Below are 15105 nucleotides of genomic sequence, written 5' to 3'. Positions count from 1 at the left end.
CAGATTTACCATACCCCCCTACCGTATGCAACGCCGGAGTGGTCGCACCCGCTCCAGTCGGACTCGTACCCCCTGGTGGTGTTCCTCAGGCGGCCTGATGAAACCCGGCGGGGCCCGAATGGCCGTCCGCCGTGCGTGTTGCCGCGGCGCGAACGGAACGGCTTCGGTGACATCGGAATCGCTCCTTGCATCATCTACGGTACCCCCCTATGGTATCGATATCCGCAGAGGGATCGAGCAGCATTCAGGAGGGTGGCGATGTGCACAGAGGGCGGGTATCGACCCGAAAGGCATACGGACACTGCAGTACTTGCCCCGATCCCAGGGTCGGGGCCTCGATGTTGTGGGTAGGCGCGCCACTGCACTCCTCTTCGTTCACATCACGATAGATACCCCATACCCGTAAGGAAGGATTGTCATGCCTACTCAGGCATCATCCACACGCAAGTGGTGGGCGCTGGCGCTGATCGCCGCAGCCCAATTCATGGTCATCATGGACACCTCCATCATCGGCATCGCGCTACCGAAAATGCAGACCGACCTCGGCTTCTCCCAGGAGAACCTGACCTGGGTGTTCAACGCCTACGTCATCGCCTTCGGTGGACTGCTCCTGCTCGGCGGACGCCTGTCCGACCTGTGGGGCGCCAGACGCACCTTCGCCACCGGCTGGGTTGTTCTGCTCGTCGGATCGATCACCGCCGCCGCCGGGAACGTCGGCACCGAACTGGCCGGACGCGCCGTCCAAGGCGCCGGTGCCGCACTGATCGCACCCTCCGCGCTGACTCTGCTGATGATGCTGTTCGGTTCCACCCAGCAGGAGCTGACCAAAGCCCTCGCCGTCTACGGCGCCGCCGCACCTGCGGGCGGCACCGCCGGTGTGTTTCTCGGTGGGGTGATCACCGAATACCTCAGCTGGCCATGGGTGTTTTACATCAACATCCCCATCGCCGTCATCGCCCTCGCCGCGACACCGCTGCTGATGCCCAACGCCCCCACCCGATCCGGTTCGATCGACATCCTCGGCGCACTGACCGTCACCGCCGGCCTGGCGCTTGCCGTCTACTCCATCGTCCGGGCCCCCGAGGTCGGCTGGGATTCGGGTCAAACCTGGGGATACCTCGCCGTTTCCGCGGTGCTGCTGGGCGCATTCGTGCTCATCCAGTCCCGGCGCCGCGAACCCCTGATGCGATTGGGGATCTTCACCGCCCCCAACCTCGCCGCAGCGAACGTCGCCCAACTGCTGCTCGGTGCGGCGTGGATACCGATGTGGTTCTTCCTGAACCTGTACCTGCAGCAGGTCCTGGGCTACAGCGCATTCCCCGCCGGCGCAGCACTACTGCCGATGACCACATTGATCATGCTCGGCATGATCGTCATCGCGCCGCGGGCGATGCAGAGGTTCGGGGCGAAACCGATGATCGTGACCGGTCTGATCGTTCTCGCGCTCGGGCTCGGGTGGATGGCCTTGGTCCGGCCCACCGGCAACTTCTGGGTCGACGTGCTGCCGGCTTCCCTGGTCGCCGCAGCAGGTATGTCGCTCGCCTTCATCCCCTCCTTGGGCACGGCGATCTCCGCCGCCCGACCCGATGAGGGCGGATTGGCGTCGGGCATCGTCAACGTCAGCTACCAGGTCGGCTCGGCGCTCGGTCTGGCAGCCATGACCGCAGTCGCCGCCTCGTTCGGGGCCAACCAGATCGGCGACCTCCCCGAGCTGACGAACGGATTCTCCGCCGCGTTCATCGGCGCCGCCGTCATCGCCCTGGCCGGTGCTGGGGTCACCGCCGTGTCGATGCGCACGGCCCAGTCGGACAAGGTGCCGGAACCAGTCCTCGAGCAGCACTGACAACACACCGTGGGGTGGGAGTCGGCAGGCCCGGCTCCCACCCCGCGCCGGTGCCCGTGGTGACCGGATCGCCGCGAGGGCCTTCGCCCGTCCGAGTGCCCCGCTGGACACGACAGGCTGTGTGGTGTCTGTCACATTGGGCGTCGTCGGCGGCGTGTCCGCTTGCGGCGGGCCGTGAAGCAACCCGCGTCGCGTCGCCGGATGTCGTCGCGCCGACCCTGCGCGCAGTCGCCGACCCCGCGAATGTCGAGGTCAGTGCCGGTTTCGTCGGCCTTGCGCGGTGCCGATCGACGGAGTGTCCGGGACGCGGTCCCGCATGTCGTTATCTGCCCGTGATGGCGGTGTAGGTCAGGTCCAGATCCCTGACATGGACTTATTCGAGCAAGATCATATTTAGATATCGATTAGGTCACGATTGTGCGGTCGATATCGTTTTGTTACTTTCCTTTTCGACGGGGGTCCGAGGCCGCGAAATCTCCAGAGCGCGGGCTAGCCAACGAAGACGAGGTAAGACACTGTGGCGAAACACCGCAGGACGGCAGATCGTTCAAATTCCATCACCGGCCGCCTGAAGATCGCGACCGTTGCCGCGGCGACCGGTGCGATCCTGATCGGCGGCGCGCAGTTCGGCGCCGGGTCCGCGGCCGCCCGCCCGCTCGAGATCCCGCCGGGCCTGCTGCCCGCCGGTGTTCAGCTGCCCGCGATCGAGCTGCCCGACATCCCGGCCGCCCCGCCCGCGCCCGGAATGCCCGGGCCGGTCAACCCGGGCATTCCCGCTCCGCTCAAGGCCCGCGCCGTGCAGCCGGTGTCCGGCACGCTGTCCTCCGGCTACGGCCCCCGCTGGGGTGCGCACCACGGCGGCATCGACATCGCGGCCCCGATCGGCACCCCGATCCAGTCCGCGGCCGACGGTGAGGTCATTTCCGCGGGCCCGGCCTCCGGGTTCGGGTTATGGGTGCGGGTGCGCCACGACGACGGCGCCGTCACCGTCTACGGCCACATCAACGAGTTCATCGTCAACGTCGGCCAGCGGGTCGCGGCGGGTCAGCAGATCGCCACCGTCGGCAACCGTGGTCAGTCGACCGGTCCGCACCTGCACTTCGAGGTCTCGGACGCAGGCGGCAACCGGCTCAACCCGAGCCAGTGGCTGCGCGACCGCGGCGTCTCGGTGACCTGGGGAGCCGACTAGGACTCGCCCTGGCGGTAGTCAGTTCCAAACGATGCAGGGCGCGGCAGGCCGGACGGCAGGCCGCGTCCCGCATGCGGTTCGGGCATGTCGAGCATCCTTCGACCGTGAGGGCGGACCCCTCACAGGTCATGTATGAAGGAGCGGGGCCTTGTCAAAGGGTCGCGTTTACGTGGTTTCGGCTCCATGCGGGCAGCGCTGGGTGAGGGCCGGGGGTCAAGACACAGCGCCCGCAGCGTGAGCGAGGACGAATGGTCTTGACGGTGGCCCGGCCCGGCGCAGACTGGAATGAGCCCGAGAACGGGTCGAGGACCAACGACGCGATTCGGTTTGTTACGTGGTTGTGGTGCAACGTCTCCAGTGTGATGCGTGTGGGGTTGGGCAGGGCCGGGCTTCCTCGGCTGGCCGGTCATCCCTTCGCCCGGCGGTGCGGGCATGGAGCGGTGCGCTGGCAATACGCGGGGTCAATCAGGTGGGCGACCACGTCGTAGGCACGGGGGTCAGACCTGTGCACGGCCGCGCGCGTGTTGCGTCCGGGGTGCTCACGCCACCGCCTTCTGGTGGGCCACGGCGCGGATCTCTCCGTCGCGCAGTCCGTAGTAGACGAGGGTGAGCAGTTTGCGGGCCGCGGCGATCTTGGCAATGTTTCGGCCGCGGCGGGCCTCGATCCGTTTGCGATCGGTCGAGATCTTCGTGCCGGCGGGATGCCGTTGGATGGCCTCGACGGCCGCCCAGCGCACCAGTTTGCTGCCCTGCTTCGTGATGTGCCCGCGGCGCACCACGGCGTCGGACTCGCGGTGCTTGGGCGTCAAACCGGCCCAGGAGCACAGGTGAGCGGGATCGGTGAACCGGTGCACGTCCCCGATCTCGGCGACGAACACCGCGGCCAGGGTGGGTCCGATGCCGGGCAGCGCCTGGATCGCCGTATACCCACGGTCGCCACGCAGCTCGGTGGCGATCCGGGCAGTGAACCGTGCCTCGTGGGCGTCGAGGTCGTCGATCAGCTCGAGCAACGAGATCACCCGCTGCGCGTACGCGTCGGCGAGAGGCACCCGCGCCAGCTTCTGGCGGCCGGTGACACCGAACAGGTCCGACACCGGGATCAGGACTCCCGCCTTGGCGAGCACGGAGTGTACCTGCGCCTTGAGCCCGGACCGCAGCGCGACCAGCTTTGCTCGATATCGCACCAGCTCGCGCAGCTCGCGGGTCTGCGGTGGGGCGATCCACGCCTCGGGCAACCGGTTCATCCGCAGCAGATCCGCCAGATCACCGGCATCACGGTCGTTCTTCACCCTCCGGTATCGGAATCCCTTGACACCCAACGGGTGCGCCAGATGTACGTCCGCACTCGACGCTCGCAGGGCGTCGACCGCCCAGTACCAGCCGTAGGTCGCCTCGAGGACCACTTCGGGGTTCGGGCCGGCCTGGTCGATCTGCAACCCCAACGCCACCGGGTCGTTGACGATCCGCACCGCCGAGAGCTGCTCGCCGGTGTCGGTCTGGCGGACGATCACCGATCGTTGCCGGTGCAGATCGATCCCGACGAACTGTTTTCCGTCATACTCACTCATCAGGGGCCTCCCTTTTCGTTCGGAAGTGAGTACTCCCAGCATTCGCCGGGAACCCTCGAGGAGCGGAGGCCCCGCCCCTTCATCGCATCAGGTCGACCAGATCCAGGGCAGTGGCTTCCGCAGCCGGCGAGCACAGCGCCTTCAGAACACTCGGCAAGTGCGCGTCGTGCGCTTACCGGCGGCCCGTACCGTCGCCGTCTCGGGTGCTCTCGGACTCAGGGTGGAGATGGTGGCCACACCCTTGCGGGTCGTCCCATCGGCCGCGCCGGGCTCGCCGATCGCAGCCTGGATATACCGTGGTGTATGCCCCTGTCCCGTCGGCAGTTGTTGCGGGTAGGTGTGGCCGGATCGGCTGCGGTGCTGGTGGGTACGTCGGCGGTGAGTAGCGCCCGGTTGCCGGCGCCGCGGTGGCGAGGAGATGACCCGTTCGGACTCGGTGTGGCATCGGGAGATCCGACACCCGATGGTGTCGTCCTGTGGACCCGCCTGGCACCGGATCCGCTTGCCCCCGGCGGGCGCGGCGGCATGGGGTGGGATCCGGTGACCGTCGAATACGAAGTCGCGCATGACGAGAGCTTCCGGCAGGTGGTGACGCGCGGTACGGCGGTCGCGACGCGCGAACTCGCCCACAGCGTGCACCCGGAGATCCACGGTTTGGAGCCCGCTCGCTGGTACTTCTACCGATTTCGTGCCGGTTCGGCGATCTCTGCGGTGGGCCGGACCCGCACGGCCCCGGCTCCGGGGCAGCCCACCGCGCGGATGCGGCTCGCGTTCGCCTCCTGTCAATCGTGGAGTTCGGGCTTCTACACCGCATACGAGCACATGCGCGACGAAGACCTCGATCTGGTCATCCATCTGGGCGACTACATCTACGAGCGCGGGTGGAGGCGCGGCCGCGAGGGAATGCCGATGGGAGCGGACCGCGACGAAGCCGTCGATCTGCCCAGCTACCGGCTGCACTACGCACAGTACAAAGCCGAGAAGCCGCTGCGCGACGCCCATGCAGCTTTTCCCTGGATCGTGACCATGGACGATCACGAGGTCGACAACAACTGGGCCGCCGATTCGCCGGGACTGGGCTTCGATATCTACCGAATACCCGCACTGTTCCGCCGTCGCCGTGCCGCGGCCTTCCAGGCGATGTACGAGCACCAGCCGCTGCGGCTCACGCAACTGCCCTCCGGGGAGAGTATGCGCCTGCACCGCCGCTACTGGTTCGGCGATCTCGCGCAGATCACCATGCTCGATACCCGGCAATACCGGGACCGGCAGGCCTGCGGGGGAAACGTCACCGCGGACTGCGCCGACCGGCTCGACACCGACCGCACGATACTGGGCGCCCAGCAACGGGACTGGCTGCTCGACGGATTCACCGGCTCCCCGGCCCGCTGGCAGATCATCGGCAATCAGGTAGCGATGGGCCAGACCGACAACGACCCCGGCCCGGACACCGTCGTGTCCGCCGACTCGTGGGACGGATACGTCGCCGACCGCAACACCGTCCTCGGCGGCGCAGCCGATCGGGGCGTCCGCAATCTGGTGGTGATCACCGGCGACCGTCACCAGAACATCGTCGCCGACCTGCGCCGGGACTACGCCGACCCAGAATCCCCGGTCATCGCATCGGAATTCTCGGGAACGTCGATCACCTCAGCCGGCGACGGCGCCGACATGAACGACACCGGCCGCCGCCTGCTGGCCGCCAATCCCGACATGAAGTTCTTCAACGCGCAGCGTGGATACGTGCGGGTCGACCTGGACCATCAATTGTGGCGCAACGACTTCCGCGTCGTTCCCTATATCCAGCGCCCGGGCGCGCCCATCCACACCCGCGCCAGCTTCGTGGTCCAGGATCAGAGACCCAGCGTCACCGAGGCGTGACGGCCGGACCCTGCCACACACGACGCGGCGCGGCAAGCCCGATCCGCCCCGGGCCCGCGGACCAGGCACCGCTGAGCAGCGGTGCCAGTGCCGAGCCACATCGCCATCGCCAGGGTGCGCCTGTCGGACGAAGGTGGCTCGGGCACGCACGGGGACGGGTAATGGCCGCAGTTGCCGAGGAATCGGCGGATCTGCGGGACGACGGCGCCGGCGAGGTCGTCCGCCGTCGCGAGCGCGTCGAACGACACGTTCCGCGCGAGTGTCGCATGCGGGATGGTCGCGCTCATCCGTTCGGCGAGCTCGGCCGGATGGCGCTCGTCGGCGCCGGGGACGATGAGCACCGGAACCTCGATCGCGCCGAGTTCGTCGAGCGTGCGGAACGAGCGGTCACGCCCAATGGCGGCAGCGGCGGCGACGCTCCCCGGATCGGCGCGCGGTATCGCCGAGCGCACCAGGTTCCCGATCAGCGGTTGCAGGTGGGGAAGAAACAACTCCCACGCCGCTTCGATACCGTCGCCTCGCACCCGCTCGGCGAAGCGGTCCACCAACGCGGTCTCGGCCACTTTCGCCTCGTCGTCCTCGATATCCTCGGCACTGATCACCACGACCGCCCGCACGCGTGAGGGAAAGGCCGGAGCGGCGCGTAAGGCGATGGTGCCGCCCAGACCGGTCCCGCCGACCACCGCCTCCGACGCGCCCAGGTGGTCGAGGAGGGCGATCACATCGGCGGCGTAGCGACTCCACGTGTGCAGCGCCGGATCCCGGCACACCGAGCGGCCATACCCAACCGGGGTACCGCCAGCTCGCTCGAGTCGTCGGCGGAGAAAGCCCGACTGCGCTGCGGCACTCGGTTGAATGCGTCAGCCGAGGGCGAGTTTGGGTGCGGTGGAAGTCGAAATGCTTGCCCGGGTACGGGTAGACCTATGGGTCCGGCATCGGTGCCCCCGGGGCTGAGAAGGAGTCGGGTTATCCGGCGACGGGGGAACGGCGTTCGAGGAAGACGGTGTCGCGCCAGATGCCGTCGAGTCGGGCGATGCGTTCGCGGACGCCGATGGTGCGGAATCCGGCGGAGTGGTGAAGGGCGATGCTGGCCCGGTTCTCCGGGAAGATCGAGGTCTGCAAGGTCCATATCCCGGCTTCGTCGGCGGCGATGACCTGGGTGCGCAGCAGGGTCTTGCCGACGCCGCGTCCGCGCATCCCGTCGGCGACGTAGACGGAGTTCTCGGCTACGCCTCGATAGCAGTCCCGCCCGGAGGTCGGACTCAGTGCGGCCCAGCCGACCACGACGCCGTCGATCTCGGCGACCCACCGATGCCCGGGCAGCCATTGGGCGTCCAGGGTTTCCCGGGTAGGGACCTCGGTGGTGAAGGTGGCGGTGCGAGTGGCGATGCCCTCACCGTAGATGCGGCGGACGTCGTCCCAGTCCTGTTCCGTCATGGGGCGCACGGTCACGTCGTCGGGGAGGTCGTCCGGGCAGCACGGCCGCGGGGTCAGCACGCCCATGACCGCGTCGGCGGCGTGCGGGAGTCCGGTGCAGCAGGAGGGGTTGACCGTGACGACGGTGCTGGTGCGGTCCTTGTGGACGGAGACGAACCCGACGTCGGCAAGCTTGCGCACGTGGTGCGAGATGGTGGGCTGACCGATGCCCAGGGCCTCGGCCAGCTCACCCACGGTGATCCCAGCCGGGCGGGAGGCGACCTGATGAAGCAACCGCACCCGGGTGGGATCGGCCAGGCAGGCGAACCAGCCGGCGTAGGTGACCGCGTCCTCCGGCGCCAACGCATCCACCTGCGCGGTGCCGGGGGTGCGGACGGCCGGCATGTCCAGGGAAGTCATGCCCGTCACTATATCGACATCCATCGATGGTTGTATTAATCGACGATCATCGATACTTTCCGACGTTAGAGGATCGATGAACGTCGATGAAAGGATTATCCAGATGAACACCTTGCCCGTAGTCGTCGTAGGCGCCGGCCCGATCGGCCTCGCAGCCGCGGCACAATTGCGTGAGCGCGGCCTGACCCCGCTGGTCTTCGAACGCGGCCCGGTGGCCGGTGCGGCGATCTCCGAGTGGAACCACGTGCGGCTGTTCTCCCGCTGGGGTGAGCTGATCGACCCCGCCGCCCGCCGCCTGCTCGACGCCACCGGCTGGGTGGCCCCGGACGACGAGGCGTACCCGACCGGCCAGGACTGGACCCGCGACTACCTTTCGCCGCTGGCCGCCGCCCTCGGCGACATCGTGCAGCTGGGAACCGAGGTGGTCGGCGTGGCCCGCCGCGGCCGCGACCGGGTCGTCGACGCCGGCCGCGACACCGAACCGCTCTCGGTGCACCTGCGCCGCGCCGACGGCACCGCGGACCGCATCCTCGCGCAGGCCGTCATCGACGCCTCCGGCACCTGGACCACCCCCAACCCCCTCGGCGGCGAAGGCCTGCCCGCACTCGGCGAGAAGTCCGCGGCCGACCGGATCGAGTACCGGGTGCCGAACATCGACGACCCCGAGGTGCGGGCCCGGTACGCGGGCAAGCACATCGTGATCGCCGGCAGCGGGCACTCGGCGCTGACCGCCATCGTCGCGTTGGCCGATCTGGAGAAGCAGGCGCCGGGTACCCGGATCAGCTGGGTGCTGCGCCGCGGCGATGCCGGCTCCACCTTCGGCGGCGGCGAGGACGATCAGCTGCCCGCCCGCGGCGCCCTCGGATTGCGCGCCAAGGCGGCGGTCGACGACGGGCTGTTGCAGGTGGTTCCCGGATTCCGCACCGCAGCCATCGAGTCCCACGGTGAGCGGGTGGTGTTGGTGTCCGACACCGGAGCCCGGATCGAGGACGTCGATCGGGTGGTGGTGCTGACCGGGTTCCGGCCCGATTTGTCCTGGCTCTCGGAGATTCGCCTGGGCCTGGATCCGGTGCTGCAGGCGCCGGTGGAGTTGGCGCCGCTGATCGATCCGAACGTGCATTCCTGCGGCACCGTCTACCCACACGGGGTCGCCGAACTGTCGCATCCGGAGCCGAATGTGTTCCTGGTCGGGATGAAAAGCTACGGCCGCGCCCCGACATTCCTGGCGATGACCGGGTACGAGCAGGTCCGCTCCATCGCCGCCGCCCTGGCGGGCGACCACGACGCCGCCGCCCGGGTGGAGCTCACCCTGCCGGAGACCGGAGTCTGCGGCGGAGCCGGGGTCTTCGACGACCCCGACACCCCCGCGGCAGCGGAAGAGTCCGTGGGGTGCTGCGTCGCCCCGGACCCGCAGCTGATCACCCTGTCCGCCCGCGCGGGCGGATAACCGATGGCCCCGACCACGACCCTGCCGCAGAACACCCCGACGCTCGCCGAGGGTGGTCTGCGACGGGTCCTTGCGGTGCTCTGCCTGACCGAGATCACCAGCTGGGGCATCCTCTACTACGCGTTTCCGGTGCTGTCGGTGTCCATTTCGGCCGACACCGGGTGGTCCCTGCCGGTGATCGTGGCGGCGTTCTCCCTGTCCCAGCTCGCCGCCGCGCTGACCGGGATCCCGGTCGGACGGATCATCGACCGGTTCGGGCCGCGGGCTGTGATGACCGCCGGATCCGTCCTCGCCGTCCCCGCGCTGCTGGTTGTCGCGGCCGCCCCGAACCTGCCGACCTTCTACGCCGGGTGGCTCGCTGCCGGGATCGCGATGGGCGCGGTGCTGTATCCGCCCGCGTTCGCGGCGCTGACCCGCTGGTACGGCGACGGCTACGTCAAGGCGCTGATGATCCTCACCCTCGCCGCCGGGTTGGCCAGCACGGTGTTCGCCCCGCTCACCGCGGCCTTGGTCGACCGGTACGACTGGCGGACCACCTATCTCGTCCTCGCCGCCATCCTGGCCGTCATCACCGTGCCCGGGCACCTGCTCGGCCTGCGCGGGCGGTGGCCGCACCCACCCACCCCAGTGGGGGACCATCCGGTCGATCACCGGGATGCCTCTCGCAGCCGCGCGTTCCTCGCCCTCGTCATCGCACTGAGTCTCAGGGCGTTCGCCGCGTTCGCCGGGGTGTTCAACCTGGTGCCACTGCTGATCGAGCAGGGCTTCTCCCCGTCCCTCGCGGCCCTGACGTTGGGGTTGGGTGGGGCCGGTCAGGTCCTCGGCCGCCTCGGCTACCTCCCGATCGCCGCCCGCACCACCGCCCGCACCCGGATCGTGGTGATCCTCGCCGCCACCGCCGCCAGCACCGCATTGCTGGGGATCGCCTCCACCACTGCCGCGTTGATCGGGGTGGCGATCGGGGCCGGGCTGATCCGCGGGATCTTCACCCTGATCCAGGCCACCGCGATCACCGACCGATGGGGCGCCACCCACTACGGTCGCCTCAATGGGCTCATGTCCGCCCCGGTGGTCATCGTCATGGCACTGGCCCCCTGGGCCGGAACCGCACTGTCGGCGCGGACCGGGAGCTACGCCCACGCCTACCTGATCCTCGCCGCCCTCGCCGTAGTCGCCTCCCTCATCGGCGCCGCCAGCATCCCCCGGCATCGGCGCCACGATGCCGCCACCACTACCTGACCCTCTCGACAACCCTGGAAGGGACAACTGAATTGAGCGACTACAACGTCCTCGTCGTCGGCGGCTGGCAGTCCGGCCTGGCCGCCGCCCATCACGCACTGCGCCGCGGCCTGAAACCGGCGATCCTCGAGGCCTGATTCGGCGGTGGGCGCGTCCAACGCGAAGTTGCTTCGTCTGAGGAAGCGGACTCTCATCCAGAACCGGGTGAGAGCACACCTTCTTTCGAGAGGAACCCTCCGATGACCACCCACCTGTTCTCTCCCCCCGGAACCGGCCTCGAGGCCGGCGGCCACGGCGGGGGTGTGAGATGACCGCCCCCGCCGTCCTCGTCGAGGATCTGCACGTCGCCTTCGGCAAGAACTGGGCCCTCGACGGTGTCGACTTGGAGGCTGCCGCGGGGACCACGCTCGGTGTGCTCGGCCACAACGGTGCCGGCAAGACCACCCTGATCCGCACGCTGACCACCCTGGTGCGTCCCACCATCGGCCGCGTGCATATCGAGGACCTGGACGTCGTCGCCGACGCCACCGAGGTCCGCCGCCGGATCGGGGTGACCTGCCAATACGCCGGTCTCGACGAATTCCTCACCGCCCGAGAGAATCTGGAGCTGATCGGCCGCCTGACCGGGCTGCGGCGCACCGCCCGCGCGCGGGCCGACGCGCTGATCGACCGGCTCGGTCTGGACGAGTACGCGGCTCGGCGGGTAGGGGAACTCTCCGGGGGCTCGCGCCGCCGGATCGATCTGGCCGCCAGTCTCGTCGGATCCCCGTCGCTGCTGTTCCTGGACGAGCCGACCACGGGCCTGGACCCCCTCGCCCGCGCCGGGCTGTGGGACGTCGTGGACGAGCTCACCGACGCGGGCACCACGGTCGTGCTCACCACCCAGTACCTCGAGGAGGCGGACCGGCTCGCCGACCACATCGTGGTCCTCAGCCGGGGCCGGGTCGCTGCCCGCGGCACCCCCGCCGAGCTGAAACGGATCGTCGGCGGCAAGGTCGTCAGCGCGACGGTCCCCGCCCATCAGCTCGCCGCGCTGCCGTTCATCCCGGACGCCGACAGGGTCGACGACAACCGGGTTCGGGCGTCGGTCACCGTCGACGACGCCCCCGCCGCGATCGCGCTGGTCGCCGACCTGCACGACCGCGGCATCGAGGTCACCGACCTGGACGTAGCTTCCCCGAGCCTCGACGACGTCTTCACCCACCTCGCCCACACAGGAGCCCACAAATGACCACCACTAACGCGATCGGGCGGCCCTCGGCCTTGGACCAGCTCGCCGCGCTCACCGTCCGGAACCTGCGCACCAGCGCACGTGTTCCGCAGCTGTTGATGTTCTCGCTGACCATGCCGATGGCGATGCTGGTGCTGTTCAGTCAGGTGTTCCGCAGCGTCGCGGCCGGACCCAGCTTTCCGGCCGGGGTCAGTTACATCGTCTTCCTCACTCCGGCGATGCTCGCCGTCTCCACCGTGATGGCCGGCACCAACGCCGGAGTGTCCGCCGCGATCGATCACACCAACGGCCTGCATGACCGCTTCGCTGCCCTGCCGATGCGGGCGGCGTTGACGGGGGTGGCTCGCACCATCAACGAGGCCGTCTTCACCCTCGCCCGGGCTGCGTTGCTCGGGATCGCCGCCGTGGCTTTGGGTTTCGAGTTCCACGGCACCGCCGGTGATGCCGTCGCCGCGGTCATCGTGCTGGTGGTGCTGGCCGGGGCGATGAGCGCCCTGTTCGGGCTGATCGGGGACCGGCTCCGTCGGCCGGACGTGGTCCAGTTCGCCGGGATGATGGTGATGATGCCGCTGATGTTCGTCTCGAGTGCGTTCGCGCCGATCGAGACCATGCCCGGCTGGATGCAGGCCATGGCGACGGTGAATCCGGTCGCGCACGCCACCGACGCCCTGCGCGGCCACGTCCTCGGCACCGCCACCGCCGGCGACACCGCCGCAGCCCTGGTTGCGGCGATCGGGTTGTGGGCGGTGGTGACCGCCGTGCCCGCCTTCACCCGCGTGGTTCGGTCCGCACGCACCCGCTGAACGACGACACCCCGCCCTGTCCTCCCTCCCAAGGATGGGTCGGGTTCTTCGTGTCTGCTGTCCGTCCGGATCCGGGCACTCCTCTGGCCCCTACCCCGGTGGAGGGGGTAGAGGCTGAGAGAGTGCTGTGGTCAGCGGATGCGCCCGGTGCGGGCGTCGACGGCGCTCATGCGGCGGCGTCGAGCAGATGCAATTCCTCCGCCACGATCAGATCGACCTCTTCGTCGGTCAGGCCCGACAACAGATGTGTGGTCAGCATCGCTCTCACCTCCTCACCGCGCTTCTACTGGTACGTCGAACCGGAGAACCCGGAATCGACATCGACACCCATACAGACGAGGAACTTCGGATTCGGACGCAGGTGCGTCCGATGACGGTCAATGTCGTCCGTACCTCTGGAACGACCCTGACCCAGGGGGTCGCCACCGCGCCTCGGGGCGGGGATCCTGTAAGACGGAGAGGAACCACAGATCATGAACGAGGACACGGCCACCACCGCGACGACACCGCAGTCGGCACCAGCTGATCTCGACCAGCTCTGGCGCCGCTTCTCGAGCGACTTGCGGGCCTTCATCGCCCGCCGGGTCTCACGGCCCGAGGACGCCGACGACATTCTGTCGATCGTGTTCCTGCGGATGGCGAAGAGCCTGGACAACCTGCGCGAGCAGGACCGGCTCCTGGGGTGGATGTATGCCATCACCCGCAACGCGATCACCGACTACTACCGGTCCGCGCCCCATCGGCGGGAGCTGGCCGTCGACACTGTCCCCGACAACCCGCGCGAGGGCGAACCGGACGACGACGAGACGGCGGAGGAGGAACTCGCCTCCTGCCTGGTGCCGATGCTCTCCGGACTGCCCGCCGAGCAGGCCGCGGCGGTGAAGATGGTCGACCTCGACGCCCGAACCCACGCCGCCGCGGCCGGGGAGGCGGGGATTTCGGTGTCCGGCATGAAATCCCGCGTCCAACGCGGCCGTGCCACCCTCCAGGCCCGACTGCACGCCTGCTGTGAGATCAGCCAGGACCGGACCGGTCACGTGCACGACTACCAGCCCCGCAGCGGATCCTGCGCCTGCGGCGCCCCCTCACCCGCGGACCAGTAGACCGTCACACCCGCTCGGGAGCGGCGCACCGGTAGACCGCACGGCACCACGCACAGACGACGGTGCGGTGCGAGCCCAACGCTCGCACCGCACCATTGCCGGGTGAAGGACTGACTACTGGCAGCCGCATCCACCACCCGCCGTCGCCGCCGGACCGCAGCACGTCGACTTCTCACTCTGGTCACAGCAGATGGCCTGCCGTTCGGTGCTGCAACACGTCGGCGCCGCAGCCTGCGGGGTTGCGTCCGTCCGATCCGTCGCCGGGTTCTCGAACTCGTGGGGGTTGGTCATCGTGACTCCTTGATCCGTCGGGGTTGGATACCAGATCAGACGGAGGAGAATGGGAATGGACGCAACCCCTGGCGGTCGGAGGCGCCAGTGCAGGACGGCCGTGGCGAATTTGTTGTGGTTCAGCTACTTTCGCGAGGTTACGGGCTTCGGTGTTGCGTCGACGCAACCGGAATGAACACAATGTGGGTGAGCGAGGCTTTAGAGCGTGTCTCATGTGGATGAAGTGACGTGTGGGACATAATGTGACGCGTGTTAGATGGGTTGTCACTGCGGTTGGTGCCGGATGCGTTGTGGGAGATCATCGAACCGTTGATTCCGCGATTCGCCGCGCGGCCGCAAGGAGGTGGCAGTGCACCGGTGGATGATCGGGCGGTGTTCACCGCGATCGTGTACGTGCTAACCAGTGGATGTGCGTGGCGGCATCTGCCGCCCTCGTTCGGGGTCACCGTTCCTACCGCGCACCGAAGGTTTACCGTCTGGGCGGCGGCCGGGGTGTTCGAGAGACTGCACCGCGAGGTGCTCGACCGCCTCGGTAGCGCCGGTGAACTCGACTGGACAGCAGCAATCCTGGACGCGGCAAGCGTCCGGGCGAAAAAAGGGGGATCGCTGACCGGGCCGAGTCCGGTCGACCGCGGCAAGAAGGGATCGAAGATCCACGTCCTGTCCGAAACAAA

At 68.6% G+C, this 15105-nt stretch carries 13 protein-coding genes; 9 read left to right on the top strand and 4 right to left on the bottom strand.

Annotated elements, in window-relative coordinates; translation table 11 throughout:
• Nucleotides 1-418: 418 nt before the first annotated feature.
• Both MLGJGCBP_RS42975 and MLGJGCBP_RS42970 read left to right on the top strand, forming a co-directional pair.
• Nucleotides 419-1843: an MFS transporter gene (locus MLGJGCBP_RS42975; protein ID WP_007296064.1), complete on the top strand. Its 1425-nt coding sequence runs from the start codon at nucleotides 419-421 to the stop codon at nucleotides 1841-1843.
• Nucleotides 1844-2360: 517 nt separating this feature from the next.
• Nucleotides 2361-3032, top strand: coding sequence for a M23 family metallopeptidase (locus MLGJGCBP_RS42970; RefSeq protein ID WP_007296063.1), 672 nt, complete (start codon nucleotides 2361-2363; stop codon nucleotides 3030-3032).
• 539 nt (nucleotides 3033-3571) lie between these two features.
• Here the strand turns inward: MLGJGCBP_RS42970 and MLGJGCBP_RS42965 are convergent.
• Entirely contained in the window at nucleotides 3572-4600 is a 1029-nt protein-coding gene (locus tag MLGJGCBP_RS42965; RefSeq protein ID WP_007296062.1) for an IS110 family transposase, read from the bottom strand.
• A gap of 303 nt (nucleotides 4601-4903) precedes the next feature.
• Here MLGJGCBP_RS42965 and MLGJGCBP_RS42960 point away from each other — a divergent pair, with 303 nt between their 5' ends.
• Nucleotides 4904-6481 (top strand): alkaline phosphatase D family protein, encoded by a 1578-nt coding sequence (locus tag MLGJGCBP_RS42960; protein ID WP_012686864.1) that lies wholly within the window; start codon nucleotides 4904-4906, stop codon nucleotides 6479-6481.
• Here MLGJGCBP_RS42960 and MLGJGCBP_RS42955 read toward each other — a convergent pair.
• Both MLGJGCBP_RS42955 and MLGJGCBP_RS42950 read right to left on the bottom strand, forming a co-directional pair.
• Nucleotides 6454-7251, bottom strand: coding sequence for an alpha/beta fold hydrolase (locus MLGJGCBP_RS42955; RefSeq protein ID WP_012686865.1), 798 nt, complete (start codon nucleotides 7249-7251; stop codon nucleotides 6454-6456). The genes MLGJGCBP_RS42960 and MLGJGCBP_RS42955 overlap by 28 nt on opposite strands.
• A gap of 196 nt (nucleotides 7252-7447) precedes the next feature.
• Nucleotides 7448-8317: a helix-turn-helix domain-containing GNAT family N-acetyltransferase gene (locus MLGJGCBP_RS42950; protein WP_007296059.1), complete on the bottom strand. Its 870-nt coding sequence runs from the start codon at nucleotides 8315-8317 to the stop codon at nucleotides 7448-7450.
• A 103-nt stretch (nucleotides 8318-8420) separates the two neighbouring features.
• On the opposite strand from MLGJGCBP_RS42950, the gene MLGJGCBP_RS42945 reads away from it, so the two are divergent.
• The 5 genes from MLGJGCBP_RS42945 to MLGJGCBP_RS42925 all read left to right on the top strand — a co-directional run bounded on the left by MLGJGCBP_RS42945 (nucleotide 8421) and on the right by MLGJGCBP_RS42925 (nucleotide 14140).
• Nucleotides 8421-9764: an NAD(P)-binding protein gene (locus MLGJGCBP_RS42945; RefSeq protein ID WP_007296058.1), complete on the top strand. Its 1344-nt coding sequence runs from the start codon at nucleotides 8421-8423 to the stop codon at nucleotides 9762-9764.
• A 3-nt stretch (nucleotides 9765-9767) separates the two neighbouring features.
• Nucleotides 9768-11003, top strand: coding sequence for an MFS transporter (locus tag MLGJGCBP_RS42940; protein ID WP_007296057.1), 1236 nt, complete (start codon nucleotides 9768-9770; stop codon nucleotides 11001-11003).
• Nucleotides 11004-11310: 307 nt separating this feature from the next.
• The gene (locus MLGJGCBP_RS42935) at nucleotides 11311-12234 is read left to right on the top strand and encodes an ATP-binding cassette domain-containing protein (RefSeq protein WP_012686867.1); all 924 of its coding nucleotides are present in this window, start codon (nucleotides 11311-11313) and stop codon (nucleotides 12232-12234) included.
• Nucleotides 12231-13037: an ABC transporter permease gene (locus MLGJGCBP_RS42930; RefSeq protein WP_012686868.1), complete on the top strand. Its 807-nt coding sequence runs from the start codon at nucleotides 12231-12233 to the stop codon at nucleotides 13035-13037. Before MLGJGCBP_RS42935 ends, MLGJGCBP_RS42930 begins: the two co-directional genes overlap by 4 nt.
• A 473-nt stretch (nucleotides 13038-13510) precedes the next feature.
• Complete coding sequence (locus tag MLGJGCBP_RS42925) at nucleotides 13511-14140, top strand: sigma-70 family RNA polymerase sigma factor (protein ID WP_160103697.1); 630 nt, start codon at nucleotides 13511-13513, stop codon at nucleotides 14138-14140.
• Between the two features lie 114 nt (nucleotides 14141-14254).
• Here the strand turns inward: MLGJGCBP_RS42925 and MLGJGCBP_RS42920 are convergent, their stop codons facing one another.
• On the bottom strand, nucleotides 14255-14431 hold the full coding sequence (locus MLGJGCBP_RS42920) for a hypothetical protein (protein WP_157234191.1): 177 nt from the start codon (nucleotides 14429-14431) through the stop codon (nucleotides 14255-14257).
• 249 nt (nucleotides 14432-14680) lie between these two features.
• Between MLGJGCBP_RS42920 and MLGJGCBP_RS42915 the strand changes: the two genes are divergently transcribed.
• Nucleotides 14681-15105: transposase (locus tag MLGJGCBP_RS42915; protein WP_160103695.1), on the top strand; the 425-nt coding region annotated here is incomplete at its 3' end.

The organism is Rhodococcus sp. T7 (assembly GCF_009872365.1).
GTDB lineage: Bacteria > Actinomycetota > Actinomycetes > Mycobacteriales > Mycobacteriaceae > Rhodococcus_F.
The sequence above is the reverse complement of the archived record's forward strand: the minus strand, read 5'-3'. Positions and strand labels throughout refer to the sequence as shown.

Excerpts from the sequence above, each read along its gene's own strand:
- MLGJGCBP_RS42950 (WP_007296059.1), bottom strand. The coding sequence starts at position 8,317 with ATGACTTCCCTGGACATGCCGGCCGTCCGCACCCCCGGCACCGCGCAG.
- MLGJGCBP_RS42965 (WP_007296062.1), bottom strand. The coding sequence starts at position 4,600 with ATGAGTGAGTATGACGGAAAACAGTTCGTCGGGATCGATCTGCACCGG.
- MLGJGCBP_RS42960 (WP_012686864.1), top strand. The coding sequence starts at position 4,904 with ATGCCCCTGTCCCGTCGGCAGTTGTTGCGGGTAGGTGTGGCCGGATCG.
- MLGJGCBP_RS42925 (WP_160103697.1), top strand. The coding sequence starts at position 13,511 with ATGAACGAGGACACGGCCACCACCGCGACGACACCGCAGTCGGCACCA.
- MLGJGCBP_RS42920 (WP_157234191.1), bottom strand. The coding sequence starts at position 14,431 with ATGACCAACCCCCACGAGTTCGAGAACCCGGCGACGGATCGGACGGAC.
- MLGJGCBP_RS42975 (WP_007296064.1), top strand. The coding sequence starts at position 419 with ATGCCTACTCAGGCATCATCCACACGCAAGTGGTGGGCGCTGGCGCTG.
- MLGJGCBP_RS42945 (WP_007296058.1), top strand. The coding sequence starts at position 8,421 with ATGAACACCTTGCCCGTAGTCGTCGTAGGCGCCGGCCCGATCGGCCTC.
- MLGJGCBP_RS42940 (WP_007296057.1), top strand. The coding sequence starts at position 9,768 with ATGGCCCCGACCACGACCCTGCCGCAGAACACCCCGACGCTCGCCGAG.
- MLGJGCBP_RS42935 (WP_012686867.1), top strand. The coding sequence starts at position 11,311 with ATGACCGCCCCCGCCGTCCTCGTCGAGGATCTGCACGTCGCCTTCGGC.
- MLGJGCBP_RS42930 (WP_012686868.1), top strand. The coding sequence starts at position 12,231 with ATGACCACCACTAACGCGATCGGGCGGCCCTCGGCCTTGGACCAGCTC.